The sequence below is a fragment of the Streptomyces sp. GL_141 genome, from assembly GCF_057834385.1.
The window spans coordinates 4,306,991-4,333,009 of sequence record NZ_CM174402.1 but is presented as its reverse complement, the minus strand read 5'-3'; the positions used below and the strand labels follow the sequence as shown (position 1 = coordinate 4,333,009).

Below are 26,019 nucleotides of genomic sequence, written 5' to 3'. Positions count from 1 at the left end.
TCAGCGCACAAGCTCAGTACGCGAGCCGGCTCCCGCCGCCCGATGCCCCGCTGCTCTCCTCCACCAGGGCGTCCACGACCGCCTCCACCTCCGGCAGCCAGATCTCCCCGGCCCCCGCGGGCTCGCGCTCCCACCGCACCTGGCCGCCGCCGACCGCGGGGGAGGGCGGGAGCAGCAAGTAGCCGCCCTCGCCGTGGAAACGCAGCGAGGAGGGCACGTGGTCCTTGGCGTAGAGGATCTCGCCGAGCCGCTCCAGCGAGTACGGCGCCACGAGCAGCGACCATCGCGTGGGCGTGGCCACGATCGGCCCGAGCCGCATCCCCTCGGCGTCCAGTCGTACGACGGCACGCGCGGCCGCCGCGGCGGGCAGGCTCACCGCGCAGGGCGCGCTCCCGCCGGTGGCCAGCAGGATCGGGGCACCCGCCCGGTTGGCCCACCACCAGGACACCATTCGGGGGTCGGTGGTGGCCGCGAGCAGCCCGGGATCGAAGGGGTGTGCGCCGGGTACGACGCAGTCGGGGTCGGGGCAGGCGCACCGGGCGCTGTCGGCGCCGGAGCGTCCGACGCCCGGCAGCACGGGCCAGTTCCAGGTGGTGGCGCAGGTCAGCGCCGCGTCGAGGAGAGCCGGCGCATCACCCTGCGGCGGGGCGGGGCGCAGGGATTGCAAGCGATTGCGGAGCCGCTGGAGACGCCTTCCGAGGATCTCGCGCATGAGCGCTCGTTCCTTTCCGTTGAACGCCGAGGGCCACATCACACCATGTAAGCGGTGGTTCACTACACGTACACGTTTCGCGTCACTGTCCGCTCGAAGCAGGTTCACACGGTTCGTGCAGTTTTCTTACGGGTCCATGAAACGTCCGTCGGAGGCGGTACGCGACCCGGGACCGCGCGGGGGACGGCTGTCGTCGATGGGGACGACGGGCCGTGCCCGACGGTTCCCGGCGGGCACCGGGCTACGCCAACTCTCCCCGGGTGCAACGGATTACGTACCCGGACCGGCCGACGGACTCGCCCAGTCGACCGCAAAAACCGTCCGCTTCCCGCTTTTTCCGGCCAAGTTCTAGCCCTGACCGGACAGTGAGTTGCCGTCCCACGGACACCAGGATTCCCACCTGGGCAATGCTGGACATCGCTCCTCGTGTGCGTGTAGATGTGGATTCATTGATAGCGGCGCAGCATGATCTGGGGGTTTGCGATGCTATATGGCGAATCGCACCAGCTGGAAAGGCGGACGCCATGAGCGCCCCGCATCTGCCGAAAGTGGCTGGAATCGATCCAGCCGTCACAGCGTCCCCGCACACTGTGGCGCCCACACCGGTGCCCACGGCCGTGTCCACACCGACGAGCCCGCGGACGACCCACGCCCCGGCGCAGGGCCCCGCTGCGAGCTCGGTCATTCAGGACCGTCTCGCAGGCATGGTCTCCGACCTCACCACCCTCCACGAGCTCACCGAGCGGCTCGCCCGCGCCAGTGACCTCACCTCCTCCCTCCAGGAGTTCCTGCGGGCGGGCGCGGCCCTGGTCGGCGCCCGGCGCGGCCTGATCGTCCTGGAGCCCTCCGACGGGCTCGGCCCCACCAGCACGATCGGCCTCGGGCTCGGCCACGCCGACCTCGGCCACATCGAGACGGTGCCGCGCAGCGCCACCTCCTACGGCCGCATCCTCGACGGCCTGCCCGACGCCCACGGCGGCTCGGAGTTCCTGCCCGAGCCCGGCACGGCCCCCGGCCCCGGTGCCGGCGGGTACGCCACCCCCGTCGACCCCCGCCACCGCGAGGTCGCCGCCCGCCTCGGCTACGCCGCCAGCTACGCGCTGCCGCTGACCGCCGAAGCCACCGGCCGGCTCGGCGCGGCCGTCTGGCTCTACGACGAACAGGCGGAGCCCAACGACCGCCAGCGCGACCTGGCCGGGCTGTACGTCCGGCACGCCGCCGAACACCTGGCCCGGATGCTGGAGGTGGAGCGCGCCCGCTCCAGCCTGGCCACCGTCGCCGAGGAACTGCTGCCCAGCCGGCTTCCCCGGATCTCCGGGGTCCAGCTCGCCGCCCGGCACCACACCGGGCCGCACGGCGGAGGCGACTGGTACGACGCGCTGCCGCTGCCGGAGGGCGCCCTGGGGCTGGCCGTGGGCTCCGTCACCGGTTCGGGACCGAGCGCCGTCGCCGCCATGGGCCGGCTGCGCGCCTCGCTGCGCGCGTACGCCGTCATGGAGGGCGAGGACCCCGTCGCCGTCCTCTCCGACCTGGAACTGCTGCTGCGCCTGACCGAGCCCGCGCGCTCGGCGACCGCGCTCTTCGCCTACTGCGAGCCCGCAGGGGGACCGAACTCGAACGGCCGGGGGAGGAAGCTCATCCTGGCCGGCGCCGGGCACGCCCCGCCGCTGCTGATCGGCGAGCGGCGCACCGAGTACGTGGAGACCACCCTCTCCGCGCCGCTCGGAATGCTGTCCTGCTGGGAGGCCCCGAGCGTGGAGATCGAGCCCGCGCCCGGAGAAACGGTGCTGCTGTACACGGACGGGCTGCTCCGGCGCACCGGGGACCCGATGGACCGGGCGTACGCGCGGCTGCACGCCGCCGCCGCGGGGATTCCCCGTAGCGCCCGCGAGGACCCGGCCGCCATCTGCGACCACATCCTGCGCACGGTGTTGCCGGACGGCGACGGGGACGGCCCCGCGTCCCCGGCGGACGCCTCGGAGGACATCGTGCTGCTCGCGGCGCGGTTCGAGTGACGAGGCGATGAGAGGCGGGGGGGGGTAGGGCGGGGCGGGGCGTGTGACGGTGTGGCCTGGTTTAGCTGATTTGTCACACGACCCGTCGGGGGGCGTCCGCTCACACATACGATGGATGAGGTCCATACCCGGTCCGTGTCCGTCGTACTGAGGAGAAGACGTGGCTGACGAGCTCACCCCGGAGACCCCGGAAGAAGAGCAGCCCAAGAAGAAGCACAAGCAGCGCAAGAACGGGCTGTACCCGGGTGTCAGCGAGGAGCTCGCCGCGAGCATGCGCACGGGCTGGGCAGACACCGAGCTGCGGGGACTGGAGCCGATCGCTCAGGCCACGCACACCGCCGCCCGCCGTTCCGCGCTGTCCCGGCGCTTCCCCGGTGAGCGCCTCGTCGTCCCCGCCGGACGGCTGAAGACGCGCTCGAACGACACCGAGTACCCCTTCCGCGCCTCGACCGAGTACGCGTACCTCACCGGCGACCAGACCGAGAACGGCGTCCTGGTCCTGGAGCCCGCGGGGGAGACCGGCCACCACGCCACCGTCTACCTGCTGCCCCGCTCCGACCGCGAGAACGGCGAGTTCTGGCTTTCCGGCAGCGGCGAGCTGTGGGTCGGCCGCCGCCACTCCCTCATCGAGGCCGAGCAGCTCCTGGGCATCCCGGCCAGGGACGTGCGCAAGCTTCCCGAGGAGCTGGCCGAGGCCGAGGGTCCGGTCCGTGCCGTGCGCGGTCACGACTCCGTCATCGAGACCGCCCTGACCGACAAGGTCACCAAGGAGCGCGACGAGGAGCTGCGCGTCTACCTCTCCGAGGCCCGCGCCGTGAAGGACGCCTTCGAGATCGGCGAGCTGCAGAAGGCCGTCGACTCCACCGTCCGCGGCTTCGAGGACGTCGTGAAGGTGCTCGACAAGGCCGAGGCCACCTCGGAGCGCTACATCGAGGGCACCTTCTTCCTCCGCGCCCGCGTCGAGGGCAACGACGTCGGCTACGGCTCCATCTGCGCCGCCGGCCCGCACGCCTGCACCCTGCACTGGGTCCGCAACGACGGTGACGTCCGCTCGGGCGACCTGCTGCTGCTCGACGCCGGTGTGGAGACCCACTCCCTCTACACCGCCGACGTCACGCGCACGCTGCCGATCAGCGGCACGTACACCGACATCCAGCGCAAGATCTACGACGCGGTCCACGCCTCCCAGGAAGCCGGCATCGCCGCCGTCAAGCCGGGTGCGAAGTTCCGCGACTTCCACGACGCCTCGCAGCACGTGCTCGCCGAGAAGCTCGTCGAGTGGGGCCTGCTCGAGGGTCCCGTCGAGCGTGTCCTGGAGCTGGGTCTGCAGCGCCGCTGGACCCTGCACGGCACCGGTCACATGCTCGGCATGGACGTCCACGACTGCGCCGCCGCGCGCACCGAGGCGTACGTCGACGGCACGCTGGAGCCCGGGATGTGCCTGACGGTCGAGCCCGGTCTGTACTTCCAGGCCGACGACCTGACCGTGCCCGAGGAGTACCGGGGCATCGGCGTCCGGATCGAGGACGACATCCTCGTCACCGAGGACGGCAACCGGAACCTGTCGGCCGGGCTGCCCCGCACCTCGGACGAGGTCGAGGCCTGGATGGCGCGGCTCAAGGGCTGACGCCACCGCGCGTACGCGCTGACTCGTACGCGCTGACTCGTACGCGCTGACTCGTACGCGCCGATGGGCGGGACCCTCCACGGGTTCCGCCCATCGGCGCGTCTACGACACCTTCAGCAGGGAGTCGTCCCGCCACTTCAGCATCTTGTCGAAGCTGACCACGGCGCCCCGGCCCGGCCGGTTGCGGAAGCGGACGTGGTCGGCGAGTTCCTCGATCAGGTGCAGGCCCCGGCCGTGCTCGGCCAGGGACGGTCTGCGGCGGGCCACGGTCGCGGGCGGGAACCCCGGACCCGAGTCGCTCACTTCGATGCGGCAGCGGTCCCCGTCCAGATAGGCCGTGACGTGGTACGCCCCGGTCCCGTCCGGGGATCCGCCGCCCCAGGCCGTGTCGTCCGTGCGACCGGAGCGCGGGGCGGCTTCGCGGCCACCGTGCTCCACCGCGTTCGCGCACGCCTCGCTCAGCGCCACCGACAGGTCGAAGGAGATGTCCGGGTCCACCCCCGCGGTCTCCATCGTCCCCAACAGCAGTCGCCTCGCGAGGGGCACACTCGCTGCTTCGCGCCTCAAGTGGAGAGACCACCAGATGCTCATACGGTTACCTATTGCCGCCCGGGGCCGGGGCTAAGCCCCTGAGGGCCGACAGAGCGCTCATTCGGCCGATGCGGCGCTCCCGGGCGGCGGTGTATGCAGGTGCGGGCGAGCGCAGGTGGGGGAGTGCTCGGTGTGTGCCGGGGTGCGCGGACGGGTCCGTGGCCGGGTGTACGTGCACGGGCGCGGGCCGGGCATCCGTGCGCGGGAATGCAAACCGGCTGTCGCACCTGCCGTATGCGGCGCCTAAGGCCAGTGCGATGATGGCCCGGCCATGACTGCCCCCCACGCGACGCAGGCCGGACCCGGCCTCAGGCTGATCCGGGCCGCGGTGTTCACCGCGGTCTGTGTCGTGCTGTCCGCGGTCGGGCACGCACTGGCCTCCTGCGCGACGGTGCCCTGGTGGTCCCTCTGCGCCGGCTTCCTCGCCGTCTTCGCGGTGGCGGCCCCGCTCGCGGCACGCCGCCGCTCGCTGCCCGGCATCGCCGCCGCGCTCGCGGGCGGACAGCTCGCGCTCCACACCGTGTTCGGCCTCGGCCAGCACACCGCCTCGACGGGCAGCGGCACCTCCTCGGAGACCTCGCTCGCGGCGCTGGCCGCCCAACTGGTGTGCGGGGGCAACTCCGTCCCGATCCACCCCTCGGATGCCCGGCGGATCGTGGAGAGCGCCGGGCTGGACCCGGACGCCGTGGCCGCACAGGCCGAGGCGCAGGGGCACCTGGCCCACGCCCACATGGGGCAGGGTCTGGTGGAACCGGCCGGCGCAGTAGTGGGGCTGCTCAGCCCGGCCATGCTGATCGGGCACCTGCTGGCCGCACTCGCCGCCGGCTGGCTGCTCGGGCGCGGCGACGCCGCGCTGTTCCGCCTCCTCGAACTGTCCAGGCTCTCCGCCGGAGCCGGACCGGTGCGCCGGCTGCGGGCCGCACTGGCCTACGTACGAGCCCTCGGCGCGGGTCTTCCGGGCAGGCCCGCCCGTACCCCGCGGGCAGCGGGCCACGGGACCGGACCCGCGTTCTCCACGGGCCGGGACGCGCTCCAGCACACGGTGATCAGGCGCGGGCCGCCCACGGCATTCGCCCTCGCAGCCTGAAGCGGCACCTCTCCTCCCCGGGACTTGACGACGGGAGCACCGGTGCCGCGAACTCCGTGCGCGCCGCGCGCGGAGCCACCGCCACCACAGCTTCCGTGGAGTGTTTCTGCCATGAAGACCTCTCGCGTCTCCTTCGCCGCCGCCCTCGCCGCCGGTTCCGTCCTCCTCCTCTCCGGTACCGCCTTCGCCCACGTCGGCGTGCAGCCCGTCGGGGAGGCCGCCAAGGGCGGCTACGCGACGCTCAACTTCAAGGTCCCCAACGAGCGCGACAACGCTGCGACCACGCAGCTCGAGGTCAACTTCCCCGTGGACCAGCCGCTCACGTCCGTCATGCCGCAGGACATCCCCGGCTGGACGTCCACCGTCGAGAAGACCAAGCTCGACAAGCCGCTCACCGTGCACGGCAAGCAGGTCAACGAGGTCGTCACCAAGGTGACCTGGTCCGGCGGCAAGATCGAGCCCGGCAAGTTCCAGCAGTTCCCGGTCTCCGTCGGCAAGCTGCCCGAGAACGCCGACCAGATGGTCTTCAAGTCGATCCAGACCTACGACAACGGCGAGGTCGTCCGCTGGATCGAAGAGCCCAAGGAAGGCGCCGCCGAACCGCAGACCCCGGCGCCCGTCCTGAAGCTGACGGCCGCCGGCGCCGACCACCACGACGCTGCCAAGAAGCCCGCGGACGAGGCGAAGAACTCCGACGCCGACCACAAGGACGGCCACGGCGCGACCGCCGCCAAGAGCGGCTCCGACACGACCGCGCGGGCCCTCGGCATCGCCGGCATCGTCATCGGACTCGGCGGCGTGGCCTTCGGCGTCGCCTCGCGCCGCCGCACCTCCTGACCGCCCGGCCTTTCGACCTTCTGACGTTTGACGTTCTGACCTGACGATCTCGCGCAGCCGGCCGGTCATCCGGGCCGGCCGGGCTCGCGGATCCACCCGTACCACCCCCGATCTCAGGGACTTCCCCATGCGCACCACACGTGTGACGCTCGCCGCCCTCGTGGCGGCGGCCGCCCTCACCCTCACCGCCTGCGGTGGTGAACCGGCCAAGAACGGCCAGGTCACCCAGATCAGCGAGAGCCAGGCGAAAGCCGGGTCCGCCACCGTGCTCGACCGCCCCTTCGACAAGCCGGACGTCGTCCTGACGGACACCACCGGCAAGCCGTGGAACCTGCGCGAGCAGACCAAGGGCAAGCCGACGCTCATCTACTTCGGCTACACCCACTGCCCCGACGTGTGCCCCCTGACGATGAGCAACATCGCCGTCGCCAAGAAGGCACTCCCCAAAGCCGACCAGGACAAGCTCCAGGTCGTCTTCATCACCACCGACCCGGAGCGGGACACTCCCGAGTCCCTCGGCTCCTGGCTCCAGGGCCTGGACCCGGCATTCACCGGGCTGACCGGTGACTTCGCCACCATCCAGGCCGCCGCACGCACGCTCGGCATCGGTATCGAGGCCGCCTCGAAGGACGCCAACGGCAACGTCGTCTCCATGCACGGTGCCCAGGTCATCGCCTTCTCGCCCAAGACCGACGAGGGATACCTCCTCTACGGCGAGAGCACCACCGTCGATGACTACACCAAGGACCTGCCGAAGATCGTCAAGGGAGAGAACCCGTGAACGCCCGCACCACCCGCACCCTCGCAGCCGCCCTCTCCCTGACGGCCGCGCTCGCCATATCCGGCTGCTCTTCGGATTCCGAGTCCGCGTCCGCTTCCGGTGACGCGCCGAAGCTGACGGTCAGCGGCGGCTACATGCCGGAGCCCGTGAACGACAAGATGGCCGGCGCGTTCATGGTCATCAAGAACGACTCCAAGACGGCCGACAAGCTGATCGGCGCCACCAGCACCCTCTCCGACGACCTGCAGATCCACGAGACCAAGGATCAGAAGATGCAGCAGGTGCAGTCCATGGACGTGCCCGCGAACGGCGAACTGAAGCTGGAGCGCGGCGGCAACCACGTCATGTTCATGGGGCTCAAGAACACCCCCAAGGTCGGCGACAAGGTCACCGTCGAACTGCGTTTCGAGAAGTCCGGCCCGGTCAAGGTCGAGCTGGACGTCAAGGAGCGGACGTACAAGGCTCCGACATCCACCGATGGCAACGCCCACTGACGGACCGAGGGACTGACACGCCATGACGGCCACCGCCCCGACCCCATCCACGGCCCGCGTCCGCGCCACGGCATTCCTGCCGCGGCTCACGGTGGTCCTCGCCGCTCTGCTGGCAGCCTTCTTCGCCGCTGCCGCGCCGGCCTCGGCACACGCCGCGCTGACCGCGAGCGACCCCACGGACGGGGCGGTGGTCGCCACGGCGCCCGCCCAGATCACGCTCTCCTTCTCGGAGGGGGTCGCCATGAACGGCGACTCCATCCGCGTCCTGGACCCCCAGGGCAAGCGCGTCGACACCGGTGAGCTGCGCGACCTCTGCAGCGGGAGCATCATCCGCTACGGCACCGCCCTGCGCCCGGGACTGCCGGACGGCACCTACACCGTCGCCTGGCAGGCCATATCCGCGGACAGCCATCCGATCTCCGGCGCCTTCACCTTCTCCATCGGAGCCCCCTCCGAGACCGCCGTCTCACTGCCCTCACGGACGGCGGGCGACGGGCCCGTCGCCGTCGCCTACGGCATCGCGCGCTACGTGGCCTACGCCGGGTTCGCCGTACTCGTCGGCGCCGCCGCCTTCATCCTGCTGTGCTGGCGCCGGGGCGCCGCGCAGCGGCCGATGCAGAAGCTGGTCGTACGAGCCTGGGTCGCGCTCACCGTGGCCACCCTGGTGATGCTGCTGCTCCGCAACCCGTACACCGGGTCGGGGAACTTCGCCGACGCCTTCGACCTGGCCGGGCTGAAGGCCGTCCTGGAGACCAAGTCCGGGGCCTCGCTCGTCTCGCGGCTGCTTCTCCTCGGCGCGGCCGCACTGTTCATCACCGTGCTGTTCGGCGCCTACGCCCGGCGCCACGCGTCGGACGGCCCGGGCGGTCCGGACGGCTCCGACAGGGCCGAAGCCTCCGAAGAGGACGCCAAGGGGGAGAGCGACCTCGCCTTCGGGCTCGGCATCGGCGGGACCGTCGTCGCGGGCGGTATCGCCGCCACCTGGGCTCTGTCCGAGCACGCCTCGACCGGTATCCAGCCCGCCCTCGCCATGCCCGTCGACATCGTGCACCTGCTGGCCGTCGCCACGTGGCTCGGCGGACTCACCGCACTGCTCGTCGCGCTCCACAAGGTCCCCGGGATCGAGCGGGCGGCCATCCGGCGCTTCTCCACCGTCGCCTTCACCAGTGTTCTCGTCCTGGCCTGCACCGGTACCTACCAGGCCTGGCGCCAGGTCGGCAGTTGGTCGGCTCTGACCGGGACCGACTACGGCCGGCTGCTGCTCGTCAAGATCGGGCTCGTCGCCCTCGTCGTCGCCATCGCCTACACCTCCCGGAAGTGGACCTCGCGGCTGGCCGGGGGCCGGGGCGCGGTCGAGGGCAAGGCCGAGGGGGAGGACAAGGTCGAGGCGGAGGAGGAAAGCGCCTCCGATGTTTCACGTGAAACATCGGCCGTGTCCGTAGCCCCGGCCGCCGACGCCGGCACCTCTGACGCCGGCGCCTCCGACCCCCAGCGCGCCGCGCAGCTCGCGCGCCAGAGCGCCGCCCGGCGCACCGCGCGCGAGAAGCAGGTCCGCGACGCCGACCCGGACCGCGCCGGCCTGCGCCGGTCCGTCCTCGCCGAGGCCGGTGTCGCCGTGGTCCTGCTGGCCGTCACCACCGTCCTCACCAGCACCGAGCCCGGCCGTGCCGCGGAGCTGGAGGCCGGCCGCGGGTCCACCGCCACGGCCGTTCCCGACCGCGCGGTCAAGGTCACGCTGCCCTTCGACACCGGCGGCCAGAACGGCAAGGGATCGGTCCGGCTCCAGCTGGACCCGGGCCGCGTCGGTGCGAACACGCTCCACGTGTGGGCCGAGACACCCGACGGCAAGCCGCTCGACCTGCCCGAGCTCAAGGTGTCGTTCACCTTGGAAGCCAAGGAGATCGGACCCCTCCCGGTCCTGCCCGAGCGCGCCGCGCCCGGGCACTGGACCGCATCGGGCGTCCAGCTTCCGCTGACCGGTGACTGGCGGATCGACGTGACCGTCCGCACCTCCGACATCGACCAGACGACCGTCCAGAAGAACGTGAAGATCGGCTGACCAGCGTGACCCAGAACAGCGCACCCACTGAAAGCACTGCGAGCAGCGAGAGCGGCACCAGGGACCCCGGCATCGAGATCTCCCGGCGCCGCCTGCTGGGCACGGTCGGCGCCGCGGGCGCGGCCGGGCTCGCGCTCGGCGCCGCCGGCGGGGCCCTCGTGCAGTCCGAGGTGTCCGGGTCCGGGACGGCGGGCTCCGGCGGCGCCCCCGGCAGCCTCGGTGCCACCCGGGTCGACTTCCACGGGGATCACCAGGCCGGCATCACCACGCCCCTCCAGGCCAAGGGGCACGTGCTCGCCTTCGACCTGGCGCCCGGCGCCGGGCGCACCGAGGCGGCCGCCCTGATGCGGCGCTGGTCCGATACCGCGCGGCGGCTGACGGCGGGCGAGACCGCACCGGTCGCCGACACCGGCATCGCCCTCGACTCCGGCCCCTCCTCCCTCACGGTGACCTTCGGCTTCGGTCACTCCTTCTTCGAGCGCACCGGCCTCACCGCGCGCCGCCCCGCCGCCCTCGACCCGCTGCCGGACTTCTCCGCCGACCGCCTCGACGCCCAGCGCAGCAACGGCGACCTGTGGGTCCAGATCGGCTCCGACGACGCGCTGGTCGCCTTCCACGCGCTGCGCGCGCTGCAGAAGGACGCCGGGGAGGCCGCCCGGCCGCGCTGGCAGATGAACGGCTTCAACCGCTCTCCCGGTGCCACCGCCTCCCCCATGACGGCCCGCAACCTCATGGGGCAGGTCGACGGCACCAACAACCCGAAGCCCGCCGAGGCCGACTTCGACCGGCGGATCTTCGTCCAGGGCACCGTGCCCCCGGAGCACGCCTGGATGGTGGGCGGTTCGTACGCCGTCGTACGCCGCATCCGCATGCTCCTCGACCACTGGGACCAGCAGTCGCTCGCCCAGCAGGAGCAGGTCATCGGGCGTACGAAGGCCACGGGCGCCCCGCTGACCGGAGGCGGCGAGACCACCGCGCCGGCCCTCGACAAGATCGGCGCCGACGGAAAGCCGGTCATCCCCTCCAATGCGCACGCCCGGATCTCCGCGCCCGCGCAGAACGGCGGAGCGGCCATGCTCCGGCGTCCCTTCTCCTTCCACGACGGGATCGCCGCCGACGGAACCCCTGACGCCGGGCTCCTCTTCATCTGCTGGCAGGCCGACCCGTCCCGCGGTTTCGTGCCCGTCCAGCGCAAGCTCGACCGCGGCGACGCCCTGTCGGAATTCATCCGGCACGAGTCGAGCGGCCTGTACGCGGTGCCGCCCGGCGCACGCGCCGGGGAGTACGTGGGCCAACGCCTGCTCGAAGGGTGAACAGCCCAGGTGGCGTCAGGGCCCCGGCATTAGGCTGATCGCATGTCGGCCACCCGCTTCACCTATCTCGGTCCCGAAGGCACGTTCACCGAAGCCGCCCTTCGCACCCTCCCCGAAGCCGCGACCCGGGAACTCGTCCCGATGGTTTCGGTCCCGGCAGCCCTGGACGCCGTGCGCAACGGCGAGGCCGCGGCGGCCCTGGTCCCGATCGAGAACTCGGTGGAGGGCGGGGTCACCTCGACCCTGGACGAGCTGGCCGCCGGTGTACCGCTGATGATCTACCGCGAGGTGCTGCTCCCCATCGCGTTCGCGCTGCTGGTGCGGCCCGGGACCAAGCTGTCGGACGTCAAGACCGTCACCGGGCACCCGGTCGCCCAGCCGCAGGTGCGCAACTGGCTGCGGTCGAACCTGCCGGACGCCCTGTGGGAGTCGGCGGCGTCCAATGCCGACGGTGCCCGGCTGGTCCAGGAGGGCCGCTTCGACGCCGCCTTCGCGGGCGAGTTCGCGGCCGCCACCTACGGGCTGGTCCCGCTGGTCACCGAGATCCACGACGCGCAGAACGCGGAGACCCGCTTCGTGCTCGTCGGGCGTCCGGCCCGCCCGGCCGCGCCGACCGGCGCCGACAAGACCTCCGTGGTGCTGTGGATGGGCGACGACCGCCCCGGTGCGCTGCTGGAGCTGCTCCAGGAGTTCGCCGTCCGCGGGGTGAACCTGATGCTGATCCAGTCCCGGCCGACGGGTGCGGGGATCGGCAACTACTGCTTCGCCGTCGACGCCGAGGGCCACATCTCCGACCGCCGGGTCGGGGAGGCTCTCATGGGTCTCAAGCGCACCTGTCCCCAGATCCGGTTCCTCGGTTCCTACCCGCGCGCCGGTGTCGCTCAGGGTGACGTCCAGGCCGCCCGGGCCGGCACCTCCGACGGCGACTTCACCGCGGCCTCGGACTGGCTGACGCGTTGCCTCGACGGGCGCCCCTAACGCTCTGTCCACTGTCCACAGAGTTATCCACAGGGATCGGTGTGAACCTGGGGACAAGTCGACAGAGCAGCCCGACAAGGTCGACAAATCGGTCGGGTGGCGCAGGTTTCGCGCTGACGAGCGGGAGGTGAACGGCGTCACCCCTGTATCACCGATCAACTCTTTGGGGCGAGTCATTCCCACCCGAATGAGTGTGTGAGGGTGGTTTGAACCCTGATTGGGCTCGCTCGCTCCGCAGTCGAGAATGATCTATTCCTGTGTCCACAGATCCGGCACACAGCCTGTGGATAAGCCGGTCGCCTGGGGAATTCCTGTGGACAAGGAAGCCCCTCCCCTCCTGCTCAGGGGCCGCCCGATCGCTGCCGCTCCGCCCCTTTTCGGGGAATGGGGGAGGTTTTATCGGCCCTCACGGAAGGGTCGCTTCCGGTCTCCCGCCGGAAGTTTTCCATTCGCGGCAATTAGGACAAAGCGACACGCAGCGTGATATCGGTGCGATCCTCGGAAGCCCGGCCCGGTAGCCTGGAGGGGTGATTGACCTCCGGCTGCTCCGTGAAGACCCTGACCGTGTCCGCGCCTCGCAGCGCGCCCGTGGAGAGGACGTCGCCCTCGTCGACGCACTGCTCTCCGCCGACGAGCGCCGCAGGTCCTCCGGCATGCGATTCGACGAACTCCGCAACGAGCAGAAGACGCTCGGCAAGCTCATCCCCAAGGCCTCTCCGGAGGAGCGGGCCGAGCTGCTGAAGAAGGCCGATCAGCTCAAGCAGGACGTCAAGGCGGCCGAGGCCGAGCAGAACGAGGCGGACGAAGCCGCCAAGCAGCTGCTCCTGCGCCTCGGCAACATCGTCCACACGGACGTGCCCGTCGGCGGCGAGGAGGACTTCGTCGTCCTCGAGACGCACGGCACCATCCGCGACTTCGGCGCCGAGGGCTTCGAGCCCAAGGACCACCTCGAGCTGGGCGAGTCCCTGGGCGCCATCGACGTCGAGCGCGGCGCCAAGGTCTCCGGCTCGCGCTTCTACTACCTCACCGGTATCGGCGCCCTGCTGGAGCTCGCCCTCGTCAACGCGGCCATCGCCCAGGCCACCGAGGCCGGCTTCACCCCGATGCTCACTCCGGCGCTGGTCCGCCCGCGCGCCATGGAGGGCACCGGCTTCCTCGGCCAGGCCGCGGAGAACGTGTACCACCTGGAGGGCGACGACCTCTACCTGGTCGGCACCTCCGAGGTCCCGCTCGCCGCGTACCACATGGACGAGATCATCGACGCGGACAAGCTGCCGCTGCGCTACGCCGGCTTCTCCCCGTGCTTCCGCCGTGAGGCCGGGACGTACGGCAAGGACACCCGCGGCATCTTCCGCGTCCACCAGTTCGACAAGGTCGAGATGTTCTCGTACGTCGCGCCGGAGGAGGCCGAGGCCGAGCACCAGCGGCTCCTGGACTGGGAGAAGCAGTGGCTGACCAGCCTGGAGCTGCCGTTCCAGGTGATCGACGTCGCCACCGGCGACCTGGGCGCCTCCGCCTCCCGCAAGTTCGACTGCGAGGCGTGGATCCCCACCCAGGGCAAGTACCGCGAGCTGACCTCCGCCTCGAACTGTGACGGCTTCCAGGCCCGCCGCCTGTCGATCCGCTACCGCGACGGCAAGAAGACCGCCCCGCTGTCCACCCTGAACGGAACGCTCTGCGCGGTTCCGCGCACGATCGTCGCGATCCTGGAGAACCACCAGCAGGCCGACGGCACGGTCCGGGTTCCCCCGGTGCTCCGGCCCTACCTGGGCGGTCGGGAAATCCTGGAGCCGATCACCAAGTGAGCACGGCCCCGTTCCCGTACAAGCTCGTCGCGACCGACCTCGACGGGACGCTGCTCCGCGGCGACGACACCGTCTCGGAGCGCACCCGTGAGGCGCTCCTCGCGGCCACCGCGGCGGGCGCAGCGCACATCATCGTCACCGGCCGCGCCGTGCCGTGGACCCGTCACGTCCTCGATGACCTCGGCTACAAGGGCATCGCCGTCTGCGGACAGGGCGCGCAGGTCTACGACGCGGGTGCGCACCGGCTGCTGACCTCGGTGACGCTCGACCGGAAGCTGGCCGCGCTGGCGCTGGAGAAGATCGAGGCCGAGGTCGGTCCGCTGGCGCTCGCCGCCAGCCGGGACGGAGTCGAGGGCGAGGTGCTCTTCGGCCCCGGTTACCAGGTCCAGGAGGGGCTTCCCGCGCTCTACCTGGAGGACACCGCCGAGGTCTGGTCGGCTCCGCTGAACAAGCTGTACATCCAGCACCCCGAGCTGGACGAGGACGCCCTCGTCCAGGTGGCGCGGGAGACCGTGGGCAGCCTGGTCGGCATCGTCATGGCTGGTCCCGGTGTCGTGGAGATCCTGCCGCTGGGACTGAGCAAGGCCACCGGCCTCTCGCTGGCCGCGCGCCGGCTGGGGGTGAAGGCGGCCGAGACGATCGCCTTCGGCGACATGCCCAACGACATCCCGATGTTCGGCTGGGCCGCGCACGGTGTGGCGATGGCCAATGCGCACGCGGAGCTCAAAGCGGTGGCGGACGAGGTCACCACCTCCAACGAGGAGGACGGCATCGCCGTGGTCCTGGAGCGTCTGCTGGGCGCCGCGTAACCGAGCGGAAGACGAAGGAAGGTCCGGAACGGCCCGCGCCGCGAAGCGCGCTCGAAGTGGCCGTTCCGGACCTTCTTGTTTCTCCCCGCACGGCTCACTCTGCCCCCGCCGCACGCCTCGTACCAGTGAATTTCCGTCCGTCAGCCGGGATTCCGGCGCGGGTTCGGGTGCCGGGTCAGCGGCCAGGCGAGGAGGCCGACGGCGAGGGCGATGGCGTGGCCGAAGTCGGTGAAGGTGCCGTCGCTGACGAGCGGGAGTCCGAAGAAGGCCACGGACCCGGCCAGGTAGAACCAGCGCCAGGGGCCGGGCAGGCGGTACGTCAGCACCCCGACGGCGGTCGCGAGTCCGTAGCTGACGCCGATGTCGACGACGTGGACCATGCTGCGCGGGGCGCGGTGGTCCTGGATGGCCATCAGGACCAGCTTCTGGCTGATCAGCGTGGCCGTGATGTGCCCGGTCGCGATGATGAAGAGCCAGCGCAGGGTGCCGAGCCAACGCTCGACGTTGGCCTGGAAGATCTCGAAGAGGACGAAGTAGAGCGGGAGCGAGGCCGGATCCTCGATCCAGAACGCGCTGCTGAGCAGGGCCCGTATGGGGTGCCGGGCGAGCTCGTGGATATTGCTGCTGTTGCGGTGGAGCAGCACGTGTTCGAGATGGTCGGGCACGATCACGACCACGACGCTGGTGACCACGATGATCAGCAGCCAGATGTGGGTGCCGGGCGCGGAGCGTATCCAGGACCGCACTGGCCTGGACGGCTCGGGCTCGGTGTACTCGATCATGCACCGATGATCTCGCGCAAAGCCGTGCCCCGCCTGGCCGGTGGGCCGGGCGGGGCACTGTTTCACGTGAAACATCCGGTGCGGACGTCCTACTCCTCGCCCGCCAGGGTCAGGCGGCGGAGCTTCTGTCCGGCGTAGAAGGTGGCGCCGACGGTGACCGCGACGAGCAGGATCACCGCGGTGGGCAGCCCGACGGTGGCGTCCACGTACCCCTCGCCCGCGACCTTCTGCGCGAGGGCCAGCGACCACTGCTGGACGCTGAGGGTCTTGGCGCCGTCGACGAGGCTGCCGAAGAGCGACTCCCAGATCAGGGCGTAGACCAGGCCGAAGACGACCGCGTGCCGGCTGACGGTGCCCAGCAGCAGGAACAGGGCGCTGTAGGCGACCGAGGCGACGAGGGCGGCGACGGTGTAGGCGACGGCGATCTGCTGGCCGTTGCCGTTGAGGATGAAGCCGGCGATCAGGGTGGGGATCGCGGAGAAGACCATGGTGACGGCGATCGCGACGGTCAGCTTCGTCAGGATGATCGTCGGGCGCTTCACCGGCTTCGAGAGCAGGTAGACGATCGAGCCGTCGTCGATCTCCGGGCCGATGGCGCCGGTGCCGGCGATGACGCCGATCAGCGGGACCATCGTGGCCAGGGCGAAACCGCCGAGGAGATCGGCGGCGACCTTGTCGTCGAGGCCCGTGAAGGCGCGCACGGCGATGGAGATGGCGATCAGCAGGACGGGCAGCGCACAGAGGATCAGCGCGCGGCGGCGGCCGAGCAGGGCCCGGTAGGTGAGCCGGGCAACGGTGGGGTTGTACATGGGTGCCAGCTCCTTCAGGCCGCGACGAGGTAGGAGAAGACCGACTCGAGGGACTCGTCGGAAGGCGAGACCGTCAGCAGCCGGATGCCGTGCTCGCGGGCGACCCGCGGCAGCAGCTGGGTGAAGCGCCCGAAGTCGACGGCCTGGATGCGCAGGGCGCCTTCCTTGAGGTCGACCTCGATCCCGGCGGTGGACGGGTCGGCGATCAGGGCCGCGGCAAGGGCCCGGTCGTCGGAGGAGCGGACGAGGTAGCGGTGCGGGCGGTCCGTCATCAGGCGGCGGATCTTGCGGAAGTCGCCGGAGGCGGCGTGCCGGCCGGCGACGACCACCTCGATGTGGGAGGCGAGCTGTTCGACCTCCTCCAGGATGTGCGAGGAGAACAGCACGGTGCGGCCGTCGTCGCCCATCCGCCGCAGCAGCTCCATGAGCTGCATGCGCTGGCGCGGGTCCATGCCGTTGAAGGGCTCGTCGAGCAGCAGCACGGACGGGTCGTGGACCAGGGCGGAGGCCATCTTCACGCGCTGGCGCATGCCCTTGGAGTACGTGGAGATCTTGCGGTCCTGCGCGTACTCCATCTCGACCGTGGCCAGCGCCCGCTGGGCGGCCGCCTCGTCGAGACCGTGGAGTTCGGCGTTGGCGACGACGAACTCCTTGCCGGTGAGGAAGTCGTACATGGCCTCGCGCTCGGGCACGACGCCGATCTGCTTGTAGACCTGCTCGTTCTGCCAGATCGGGGTGCCGTCGAGGGTGACGGTGCCCGTGGAGGGAGCGAGGAAGCCGCCCATCATGTTGATGAGGGTGGACTTGCCGGCGCCGTTGGGGCCGAGCAGGCCGGTGACTCCGGGACCGATGCGCATGGTCACGTCGTTGACGGCGACGACGTTCCCGAACCAGCGGGAGGTGTGGTCGATGTCGATGATGCTCACAGCCCGGCCTTCCGGTAGCGGGCCATCAGGGCGGCGTAGGAGCCGGCGATGAGGCCGAGGATGACGAGCAGGTAGACGAAGCCGACGGCGCCCGAGGGGCCCTCGCTGCCGGGGAAGCCGGAGTCGGCGCCGAGGAAGGCGGTCTGCAGGCCGTCGATGAGGCTCATCGGGGAGAACAGGCCCAGCCAATCGATGCCGCCGGTCGAGCCGGTCTCGTAGGCGATGGCCTGGACGGCGGACACGGCGCCGTAGGGGATCAGGAGCACGGCGATGATGGCGGCGACGCCGAAGCCGCGGCGCGGGGTGAGCGCGGCCATGACCAGGCCGAGTCCGGAGAAGAGCAGCGACAGCAGCAGTACCGACACCAGTGCCTGCCCGAATCCCTTGGTCTGGTCGGCGAAGTCGAACTTCGCCAGGAGCGAGCCGATCCACATGATCAGCAGCGGGGTGGCCGTGAGGATGAACAGGGCCGAGGCCATGGCCGCGAACTTGGCCACCACGTAGTCGACGCGCTCGATGGGCCGCGAGAAGTAGAGCGGCACCGTCTTGAAGCGCAGGTCGCGCGAGACGGACTGCGGTGCCTGCGAGGCGAGGTAGAGGTAGACGATCACCTGCGTGGTCATCGCGTACGTCGTGTACTTGATCGGCAGCGAGGTGGAGCCGGGCACCGTGATGGCCACCGCGACGAGGATCAGCGCGGGAACGCACATCACCGCGAAGAGCAGCATCGGCAGCACCTTGGACTTGGCCGAGCGGCCGAGTCCGTAGGCACCGCGCAGGGACTGCACGAAGAGCGACTTGCGGGCGTAGGAGCGGCCGAGCCGGGGGCCGTCGTAGGACCGGTAGCCGATGTTGTGGATCTGGGTCGAGGTGTCAGGCGCCATCGGAACCGGCTCCCTTCTGCTGGGTGGCGGCCCAGGCGGTGGCCTGGGCGGACTGGGCTGCGAACTGCTCGGCCCGGGCGGCCGCCGCGTCGCTGTCGCGGAAGACCTCGGCGATGTGGTGGCGGCGCTGTTCCATGCGGACCAGCCCGATGCCGAGATCGGCCACCGTGTCGCGGACGGTGTCGTACGTGGCCTCGCCGGTGGCCTCGACGAGGAGGATGTGGCCGGCGCCGGGCAGGCCCTCCTCCTCTCCCGCGTGCAGCGTCACTCCCGCCTCGGTGAGCGCCTTGCGCAGGGCGGCGGTGCCGTCCGGGTGGGCGTCGGAGTCGGTGACCTCGACCGCGAGGGTCGTGGTGGTCTGGGTGAAGTCGCTGGTGGAGCTGGAGCGCAGCAGTTTGCCGCCGTCGACGACCACGACGTGGTCGCAGGTCCGCTCCAGCTCGCCGAGCAGATGGGAGGTGACCAGGACCGAGATGCCGAAGTCGGTGTAGACGCGGCGGATCAGGCCCAGCATCTCGTCGCGGCCGACCGGGTCGAGGCCGTTGGTGGGCTCGTCGAGGAGGACCAGTTGCGGGTCGTGGACCAGCGCCTGGGCGAGCTTGACGCGCTGTTTCATGCCCGTGGAGTAGCCGCCGATGGGGCGGTAGCGCTCCTCGTACAGCCCCACGTGGCGCAGGGTGTCCGCGGTGCGCTCACGGGCCGCGGTCGGCGGGAGCCCGGACATGCGCGCCATGTGCACGACGAACTCGGTGGCCGAGACGTCGGGTGGCAGGCAGTCGTGTTCGGGCATGTAGCCGACGCGCTCGCGGATCGCGCTGCCATGGGTGGCTACGTCGAGTCCGAGCACGGCGGCGGTGCCCTCGGTGGCGGGGGACAGTCCCAGCAGAATCTTGATCAGCGTGGACTTGCCGGCTCCGTTGGCGCCCACGAGCCCGGTAACTCCGGGGCCGATGTCCAAGGAGAGCCGGTCGAGGGCGGTCACTCGGGGGTACCGCTTGCTCAGGCTTTCGGTCGCGATGACAGTCACGTGAACGACGTTAGTGGCGCGCCGGGCCCGGATCGTCAGACCTGGAGCTCGATCCTTTCTCCGCCTTCAGGACTACAGACCCCGACATAAGGCTGACGTAGGGCTGATGCGTCCCGGACAAGTTTGTCCACAGGTCCGTGCACGGGCCTTGACGTGATCTCCGGTCATTGTCACATTCATCAGTGTCAAGTTACGGGCGCGTACGGCTACATGGACGGACGGCTGGCATGGCTGGGGACACCAGGCAACGCACGAAGCGACGCACCACGGAGCTCTCCGCCGAGCTGCGCGGGTTCAAGGAAGTGCAGCGCCTCTCCTACGAGTGCGCGGAGGCCGTCGCGGCGCAGCTGCGCCCCGGCGTGACCGAGCGCGAGGCCGCGCGGATGCAGCGCGACTGGCTGCGCGAGCGCGGGGTGCGGGACTGGTTCCACATGCCGTTCGCGTGGTTCGGGGACCGGACCGCCTTCACCGGCTTCAAGATCCCCCTGCAGTTCTTCCCGACGAACCGGGCCCTGGAGCCGGGGATGCCCTTCATCCTCGACATGGCCCCGGTCTACAAGGGCCACACCGCGGACATCGGGTACTCGGGCAGCCTCGGCCTCAACCCGGTCCAGGACCGGCTCATGTCCGATCTGCAGGCGCACCGCGCGCTGATCCTCGACCAGGTCCGCGAGCGCCGCTCCCTGCGCGACATCTACGAGGAGGTGGAGCGGCTCATGATCGGCCAGGGGTACACCAACCGGCACCGGGCCTACCCCTTCGGCGTCATCGCGCACAAGATAGACCGGGTCAAGGAGCGGAGCTGGGCACCGACGGCGTTCGGTTTCGGCACCCAGGCCCTGAAGGGGCTGGCCTCCGATGCCCTGCGCGGCCACCGCGAGGGCTGGTCCCCGCTGTGGAGCCCGTACCGCTTCTCCGACCACCCGCCCCAGCCCGGCCTGTGGGCGGTGGAGCCGCACCTGGGCTTCCGGGGCACCGGCGCGAAGTTCGAGGAGATCCTGGTCGTCACCGACTCCCGGGACCCCGAGGAGAGCGCGTACTGGCTGGACGACGATCTGCCGCACGTGCGGCGCTGGGCTGAGGAGAAGGCGGCATGAGCGCAATGACGGACGCGGGCCTGGCGGGCGGGCGCGAGCGCTGGGTGAGCACCGGCGGGGTCGAGCTGTGCGTCGTCGAACTCGGCGACACGGAGCGGCCGACGGTCGTCCTGGTGCACGGGTACCCGGACAGCAAGGAGGTCTGGTCGCAGGTCGCCGAGCAGCTGGCCTCCCGGTTCCACGTCGTGCTCTACGACGTACGGGGACACGGGCGCTCCACCGCCCCGCAGCCGCTGCGCGGCGGGTTCACCCTGGAGAAGCTGACCGACGACTTCCTCGCGGTCGCGGACGCGGTCAGCCCGGACCGCCCGGTGCACCTGGTCGGCCACGACTGGGGATCCGTACAGGGCTGGGAGTTCGCGACGGTCGCCCGGACCGAGGGCCGGATCGCCTCCTTCACCTCGATGTCGGGGCCCTCCCTGGACCACTTCGGGCACTGGATCAAGAAGCGGATGGCCCGGCCCACCCCGCGCCGGCTGGCCCAGCTGCTCAACCAGGGCGCCAAGTCCTGGTACGTGTACATGCTGCACACGCCCGTGCTGCCCGAGCTCGCCTGGCGCGGACCGCTCGGCAAGCACTGGCCCAAGATGCTGGAGCGGGTCGAGCAGGTCCCGGCCGGGGACTACCCGACGGCCTCCCTGCCCTCCGACGCCGCGCACGGCGCCTGGCTCTACCGGGACAACGTCCGGCCCCGGATGCGCCGACCGCGCGCCGACGCGTACGCCCACGTACCGGTGCAGCTGATCACCCCCACCGGGGACGCCTTCCTCTCCGAGCGGCTCTACGACGATCTGGAGCTGTGGGCCCCGGACCTGGTGCGGCGCACCCTGCCGGCCAAGCACTGGGTGCCGCGGACCCGGCCGGACCAGCTGGCCGCGTGGATCACCGATTTCGTCACCTCCCGGGAGGAGCCCGCCACGCGGGCGCCGGAGCAGAAGGCCCCGGGCCGGTACGCGGACCGCTTCGGCGGCCGGCTGGTCCTGGTCACCGGAGCCGCCAGCGGCATCGGCCGGGCCACCGCCTTCGCGTTCGCCGAGGCCGGCGCCCGTGTGGTGTGCGTGGACCGGGACGCCGACGGCGCCGCCCGCACCGCCGACATGGCGCGCCTGGTCGGCTCGCCGCAGGCCTGGGGCGAGTGCGTCGACGTCAGCGACGAGCAGGCCATGGAGAAGCTCGCCGAGAAGGTCGCCTCCGAGTACGGGATCGTGGACGTCCTGGTCAACAACGCCGGCGTCGGCCTGTCGGGCCCGTTCCTGGACACGACCGCCGAGGACTGGAAGAGGGTCCTCGACGTCAACCTGTGGGGCGTCATCCACGGCTGCCGGCTCTTCGGCAAGCAGATGGCCGAGCGCGGCCAGGGCGGGCACATCGTCAACACCGCCTCCGCCGCGGCCTACCTGCCGTCCAAGACGCTGCCCGCGTACAGCACCTCCAAGGCGGCGGTGCTGATGCTCAGCGAGTGCCTGCGGGCCGAACTGGCCTCGAAGTCGATCGGGGTCTCGGCGATCTGCCCCGGCATCGTCAACACCAACATCACCGCCACCTCCCGCTTCGCCGGAGTGGACGAGGCCGAGGAGAAGCGGCGCCAGCAGAAGTCCTCGCGCCTCTACGGGCTGCGCAACTTCCCGCCGGAGAAGGTCGCGGACGCGATCCTGCTCGCGGTCGTGAAGAACCAGGCCGTGGTCCCGGTGACCCCCGAGTCCAAGGGCGCCCTGTGGATGTCCCGGTTCGCGCCGGGCACCCTGCGGCGGTTCGCGAAACTGGAGCCCAAGCTGTGAGCGGGGCGGTCCTGGGCAGGGCTGCCCGGTACGCGATCGCACCGCGCCGGGTGGCCTTCGACTGGAAGACCACCCCGCTGCACTGGATACCGGACGAGCCCACCGCCACCCACGTCGTCAACGTGCTGCACCTGCTGCTGCCGGCCGGCGAGCGGTGGTTCGTGAAGGTCTTCAAAGAGGGCCTTCCCCTGGTCACGGACCCGAAGCTGCGCAGCGACGTGAAGGGGTTCATGGGCCAGGAGGCCACGCACAGCGTGCAGCACTCCTACGTCCTGGACCACCTCGCCGAACAGCGGCTGCCCACCGAGGCGTACACGAAGTACGTGGACTTCCTCTTCGAGAAGCTGCTGGGGGAGACCCCGCCGTTCGGTGCCCCGATCACGGCCCAGGAGTGGCTGCGCTTCCGGCTCTCGCTGGTCGCCGCGATCGAGCAGTTCACGGCGGTCCTCGGGGACTGGGTCCTCGGCGCCGAGGGACTGGATGCGGCCGGAGCGGACGAGGTCATGCTCGACCTGCTGCGCTGGCACGGCGCGGAGGAGGTGGAGCACCGCTCCGTCGCCTTCGACATGTACCAGCACTGCGGCGGCGCGGGCCTGCCCCGCTACCTCCGCCGCATCGAGGGGATGGCCGTGGTCGCGCCCGTCCTGGGCTGGCTGTGGATCGCGGGGGCCTCGTACCTGCTGCGCAACGACCCCGAACTGCGCGGACGGACCCGCTATTCGCTGCGCGAGCACAACCGGGCCGTGGCCAAGGGTCTGCTGCCCACTTGGAGAGAGCTCGGCATGGCCATACCCCGCTACCTGCGGCGGTCGTACCATCCCTCGCAGGAGGGCTCGCTGCGCAGGGCGGTCGAGTACCTCGCGGCTTCACCTGCCGCCCGGTCAGCTGCGGGCGCGCTCGGCCGAGCCGCCATGTCGTAGGGAGCCGGGATTGTCCGATCAGGCAGTAGCCGAGTACCGGATCGAGGATCTGGCGCACCACAGCGGTGCGACCGTCCGCACGATCCGGGCGTACCAGGACCGCGGTCTGCTGCCGAAGCCGGAGCGGCGAGGCCGTTCCAACGTCTACCGGGACACGCATCTGGCGCGGCTGCGCCAGATCGCCGACCTGCTGGACCGCGGGTACACCCTGGCCTCCATCAAGGAACTGCTGGAGGCCTGGGACGCGGGCCGCGGGCTCGGCGGAGTGCTCGGGCTCGTGGCCGAGGTGCACGGGCCGTGGACGGACGAGGAAGCGGCCCGGATAAGCCGGGACGAGCTGAACGAGCGGTTCGGCGGCAAGCCGGACGAGGAAGCCGTCGGCGAGGCGTGCGAACTGGGCGTGCTGGAGCGGATCCCGGGGCGCCCGGACCAGTTCCTCGTACCGTCCCCGCAGGAGCTGTCCGTGGCCGCCGAACTGTACGCCGCCGGGGTCCCGCTACCCGCGATCACCGGTCATCTGCGGGAGCTGCGCGGCCAGGTGGAGCTGATCGCCTCGCGCTTCCTGGAGTTCACCACGGAGCACGTCTTCGCCCGGTACCTGGGGTCCGTCCCCCCGACGGACTCCGACGCGGCCGAGGCGGCGACGATGGTACGGAGACTGCGGCCCCTGGCCCAGCAGACGGTGGACGCGGAGCTGGCGCGGGCGATGCGCCTCTTCGCGACCCGCCACCTGCAGCAGCACCTCGGGGCCGTCGGGACCCCTCAGCCGTCCGGGCCGGCCCCGGTGGCGCTGCCCGCGGAGACCGTGCGGGCGGTGCAGGAGCTGGTGGGGCCCGACCATGTGGCGGAGTTCGTCCGGGCCGCCACGGAACGGGAGTTGCAGGCCCGGACGATGAACGATCTGGCCAGCCGCGGCGGCCGGTAGTGCTCGCTCAGTAGTCCACAGGCCGGATCACGCTTTTGTCGCCGAAACCGGCGCAAAGGGCTGTGGACAAGTCCGGCCGACCTGTGGGGAACCCGGACCGGAGGGTCAGCCGACGGCCTGGAACGCCGGTCCGGGCGCGCTGGTTTCGGCCACCGGGCCGGTGGTCTTGGTGGTGCCGGTGGTGCCGGTGGTGCCGGTGGTGCCGGTGGTGCCGGTGGTGCCGGTGGTGCCGGCCGGGGCGGCCGCACCAAGGGCGTCGGTGGCGTCGGCGGCTGCCCGGCGGGTGTTCCCGTAGAGCACGGCCGCGAGGACCAGGCCGAGGATCCCGCCGACGAGCTGGGCGGCGACGAACCCCGGCAGCGACTGCGGGGCGATTCCGGTGAAGGAGTCGCTGAAGCTGCGCCCGATGGTGCCGGCCGGGTTCGCGAAGGACCCGGAGGAGGTGAACCAGATCGCGGCGGCGATGTAGGCGGCGACCGCGGCCGGGATCAGCTTCGGCCGGCCGATGCGGCCGAGGCCCTGGATCACCAGGACCAGTCCGGCGGTGGCCACGACCTCGCCGACGAGCAGGTGTCCCCCGTCGCGGACCTGGGTGGAGAAGGCTCCGGGGACGCGGCCGAACATCGCTTCCGCGAGGACGGCGCCGCCTATGGCCCCGGCGGTCTGGGCCGCCACGTAGACCAGGGCCTCCCGGCCGTCGAGCCCTTCGCCGCCGGTGCGCCGGCCCCACCAGGCCGTGAGGGTGACCACCGGGTTGAGATGGGCGCCGGAGAGCGGCCCGAAGAGGGTGATGATCAGCCCGAGTCCGATGGCCGAGGCGAGCGAGTTGGCGACCAGGGCCACCCCCGTATCGGAGGTGAGCGCCGCGGCCTGGATTCCCGATCCGATGACGACCACGAGGAGGGCGGCGGTGCCGACGAGCTCGGCGGTCGCACGCCGCGACAGAGACGCACTGTTTGTCATACTTTTCTTCCCCTTGAGTGGCAGTTCAGCGGAAAATGTATTCCGTATCTTGGAAACGCGATAGGGGGAGTCCAGGTTCGAGAGAACGGCGAAAAATCGCTGCGCCGGACCCGGCCGAGCCGTCACGCTGGGCGAATGGATGACAAGCGCACCGTCAAGGTGTCCAAATACGTCTCGAAACACCTCCGCCATCAGCCGGAACGGATCGGACTGGTGCTCGACCCGCACGGCTGGGTGGAGATCGACGATCTTCTGAGCGCCGCGGCCGCACACGGCTTCGCCATCAGCCGGGCCGAGCTCGACCACGTGGTCGCCGCCAACGACAAGCAGCGGTTCGCCGTCGACGGCAGCCGGATCCGCGCCAGCCAGGGGCACACCGTCCCCGTGGACCTGGACCTGCCGGAGGCCGAACCGCCCGCGTACCTCTACCACGGCACCGTCGCGGCCGCCCTGGACGCGATCCGCGCCGAAGGACTGCGCCCGATGGCCCGCCACCACGTCCATCTCTCCCCGGACCGGGAGACCGCGACCCGCGTCGGCGCACGGCGCGGCCGGCCGGTCGTCCTCGCCGTGGACGCGGGGGCGATGCGCGCCGCGGGGCACGTCTTTCGGATCAGCGCCAATGGGGTGTGGCTGGCGGACTCCGTACCGCCGCAATTCCTGCGGTTCCAATAAACCGGGGGAGCCCCCGAGAAACCCCTGAGTAGCCCCGGATGCCCCGGAATTCACAGAGGGATTGTCGGATCATCCCCCTACTCTGTTCCTCACTCCGGGATCTGTGAGGGGGGTACCTCGCGGTC

Annotated in this window: 24 protein-coding genes; 16 read left to right on the top strand and 8 right to left on the bottom strand. The window is 71.0% G+C overall.

Translation table 11 applies throughout. The features are described 5' to 3' along the window. Positions 1–13: 13 nt before the first annotated feature. Entirely contained in the window at positions 14–712 is a 699-nt protein-coding gene (locus AC3IX6_RS18885) for a bifunctional DNA primase/polymerase (protein ID WP_489371266.1), read from the bottom strand. Positions 713–1,119: 407 nt separating this feature from the next. On the opposite strand from AC3IX6_RS18885, the gene AC3IX6_RS18880 reads away from it, so the two are divergent. Continuing rightward, positions 1,120–2,727 (top strand): PP2C family protein-serine/threonine phosphatase, encoded by a 1,608-nt coding sequence (locus AC3IX6_RS18880; protein ID WP_489371265.1) that lies wholly within the window; start codon positions 1,120–1,122, stop codon positions 2,725–2,727. Positions 2,728–2,887: 160 nt separating this feature from the next. Further along, positions 2,888–4,354 (top strand): aminopeptidase P family protein, encoded by a 1,467-nt coding sequence (locus AC3IX6_RS18875; protein WP_489371264.1) that lies wholly within the window; start codon positions 2,888–2,890, stop codon positions 4,352–4,354. A gap of 102 nt (positions 4,355–4,456) precedes the next feature. Here the strand turns inward: AC3IX6_RS18875 and AC3IX6_RS18870 are convergent, their stop codons facing one another. Further along, on the bottom strand, positions 4,457–4,945 hold the full coding sequence (locus AC3IX6_RS18870; RefSeq protein WP_489371263.1) for an ATP-binding protein: 489 nt from the start codon (positions 4,943–4,945) through the stop codon (positions 4,457–4,459). 271 nt (positions 4,946–5,216) lie between these two features. Between AC3IX6_RS18870 and AC3IX6_RS18865 the strand changes: the two genes are divergently transcribed. The 9 genes from AC3IX6_RS18865 (at position 5,217) to AC3IX6_RS18825 (ending at position 15,108) form a co-directional block, all read left to right on the top strand. Further along, positions 5,217–6,032, top strand: a complete 816-nt coding sequence (locus tag AC3IX6_RS18865; RefSeq protein WP_489371262.1) for a hypothetical protein — start codon at positions 5,217–5,219, stop codon at positions 6,030–6,032. Positions 6,033–6,143: 111 nt separating this feature from the next. After that, positions 6,144–6,869 (top strand): YcnI family copper-binding membrane protein, encoded by a 726-nt coding sequence (locus AC3IX6_RS18860; RefSeq protein WP_489371261.1) that lies wholly within the window; start codon positions 6,144–6,146, stop codon positions 6,867–6,869. Between the two features lie 127 nt (positions 6,870–6,996). Beyond that, positions 6,997–7,650 carry an SCO family protein gene (locus AC3IX6_RS18855; protein WP_489371260.1) on the top strand — a complete coding sequence of 218 codons (654 nt, stop codon included), beginning with the start codon at positions 6,997–6,999 and terminating at the stop codon, positions 7,648–7,650. Further along, positions 7,647–8,144 (top strand): copper chaperone PCu(A)C, encoded by a 498-nt coding sequence (locus AC3IX6_RS18850; protein WP_489371259.1) that lies wholly within the window; start codon positions 7,647–7,649, stop codon positions 8,142–8,144. The genes AC3IX6_RS18855 and AC3IX6_RS18850 overlap by 4 nt, the downstream gene beginning before the upstream one ends. A 22-nt stretch (positions 8,145–8,166) precedes the next feature. After that, positions 8,167–10,203, top strand: coding sequence for a copper resistance CopC/CopD family protein (locus AC3IX6_RS18845; protein WP_489371258.1), 2,037 nt, complete (start codon positions 8,167–8,169; stop codon positions 10,201–10,203). 5 nt (positions 10,204–10,208) lie between these two features. Beyond that, positions 10,209–11,516, top strand: coding sequence for an iron uptake transporter deferrochelatase/peroxidase subunit (gene efeB, locus AC3IX6_RS18840; protein ID WP_489371257.1), 1,308 nt, complete (start codon positions 10,209–10,211; stop codon positions 11,514–11,516). 42 nt (positions 11,517–11,558) lie between these two features. Beyond that, on the top strand, positions 11,559–12,494 hold the full coding sequence (pheA, locus tag AC3IX6_RS18835; RefSeq protein ID WP_383940088.1) for a prephenate dehydratase: 936 nt from the start codon (positions 11,559–11,561) through the stop codon (positions 12,492–12,494). A 527-nt stretch (positions 12,495–13,021) separates the two neighbouring features. Then, on the top strand, positions 13,022–14,299 hold the full coding sequence (serS, locus tag AC3IX6_RS18830) for a serine--tRNA ligase (protein WP_489371256.1): 1,278 nt from the start codon (positions 13,022–13,024) through the stop codon (positions 14,297–14,299). Continuing rightward, complete coding sequence (locus AC3IX6_RS18825; protein ID WP_389689788.1) at positions 14,296–15,108, top strand: HAD family hydrolase; 813 nt, start codon at positions 14,296–14,298, stop codon at positions 15,106–15,108. Before serS ends, AC3IX6_RS18825 begins: the two co-directional genes overlap by 4 nt. 140 nt (positions 15,109–15,248) lie before the next feature. Here AC3IX6_RS18825 and AC3IX6_RS18820 read toward each other — a convergent pair whose 3' ends face one another. The 5 genes from AC3IX6_RS18820 to AC3IX6_RS18800 all read right to left on the bottom strand — a co-directional run bounded on the left by AC3IX6_RS18820 (position 15,249) and on the right by AC3IX6_RS18800 (position 19,536). After that, positions 15,249–15,890, bottom strand: coding sequence for a rhomboid-like protein (locus AC3IX6_RS18820; protein ID WP_489371255.1), 642 nt, complete (start codon positions 15,888–15,890; stop codon positions 15,249–15,251). A gap of 89 nt (positions 15,891–15,979) precedes the next feature. Further along, positions 15,980–16,699, bottom strand: coding sequence for an ABC transporter permease (locus AC3IX6_RS18815; protein WP_250738572.1), 720 nt, complete (start codon positions 16,697–16,699; stop codon positions 15,980–15,982). Between the two features lie 14 nt (positions 16,700–16,713). Then, a complete protein-coding gene (locus tag AC3IX6_RS18810; protein ID WP_250738573.1) occupies positions 16,714–17,625 on the bottom strand; it encodes an ABC transporter ATP-binding protein in 912 nt (303 codons plus the stop codon). Continuing rightward, a complete protein-coding gene (locus tag AC3IX6_RS18805; RefSeq protein WP_489371254.1) occupies positions 17,622–18,509 on the bottom strand; it encodes an ABC transporter permease subunit in 888 nt (295 codons plus the stop codon). The genes AC3IX6_RS18810 and AC3IX6_RS18805 overlap by 4 nt, the downstream gene beginning before the upstream one ends. Next, positions 18,499–19,536, bottom strand: coding sequence for an ABC transporter ATP-binding protein (locus AC3IX6_RS18800; RefSeq protein ID WP_389689780.1), 1,038 nt, complete (start codon positions 19,534–19,536; stop codon positions 18,499–18,501). Before AC3IX6_RS18800 ends, AC3IX6_RS18805 begins: the two co-directional genes overlap by 11 nt. 227 nt (positions 19,537–19,763) lie before the next feature. On the opposite strand from AC3IX6_RS18800, the gene AC3IX6_RS18795 reads away from it, so the two are divergent. Genes AC3IX6_RS18795 through AC3IX6_RS18780 form a run of 4 tightly spaced genes read left to right on the top strand, consistent with a single transcriptional unit; the run spans position 19,764 to position 24,256 of the window. After that, positions 19,764–20,633, top strand: a complete 870-nt coding sequence (locus AC3IX6_RS18795) for a M24 family metallopeptidase (protein WP_375949808.1) — start codon at positions 19,764–19,766, stop codon at positions 20,631–20,633. 5 nt (positions 20,634–20,638) lie between these two features. Further along, complete coding sequence (locus tag AC3IX6_RS18790; protein WP_489371488.1) at positions 20,639–22,411, top strand: SDR family oxidoreductase; 1,773 nt, start codon at positions 20,639–20,641, stop codon at positions 22,409–22,411. Next, positions 22,408–23,331 (top strand): metal-dependent hydrolase, encoded by a 924-nt coding sequence (locus AC3IX6_RS18785; RefSeq protein ID WP_489371253.1) that lies wholly within the window; start codon positions 22,408–22,410, stop codon positions 23,329–23,331. The genes AC3IX6_RS18790 and AC3IX6_RS18785 overlap by 4 nt, the downstream gene beginning before the upstream one ends. Positions 23,332–23,341: 10 nt before the next feature. Beyond that, positions 23,342–24,256: a MerR family transcriptional regulator gene (locus AC3IX6_RS18780; protein ID WP_489371252.1), complete on the top strand. Its 915-nt coding sequence runs from the start codon at positions 23,342–23,344 to the stop codon at positions 24,254–24,256. A gap of 105 nt (positions 24,257–24,361) precedes the next feature. Here AC3IX6_RS18780 and AC3IX6_RS18775 read toward each other — a convergent pair whose 3' ends face one another. After that, positions 24,362–25,219 (bottom strand): aquaporin, encoded by an 858-nt coding sequence (locus tag AC3IX6_RS18775; protein ID WP_489371251.1) that lies wholly within the window; start codon positions 25,217–25,219, stop codon positions 24,362–24,364. Positions 25,220–25,354: 135 nt separating this feature from the next. On the opposite strand from AC3IX6_RS18775, the gene AC3IX6_RS18770 reads away from it, so the two are divergent. After that, complete coding sequence (locus AC3IX6_RS18770; protein ID WP_489371250.1) at positions 25,355–25,894, top strand: RNA 2'-phosphotransferase; 540 nt, start codon at positions 25,355–25,357, stop codon at positions 25,892–25,894. The last annotated feature ends 125 nt before the right edge of the window (positions 25,895–26,019 follow it).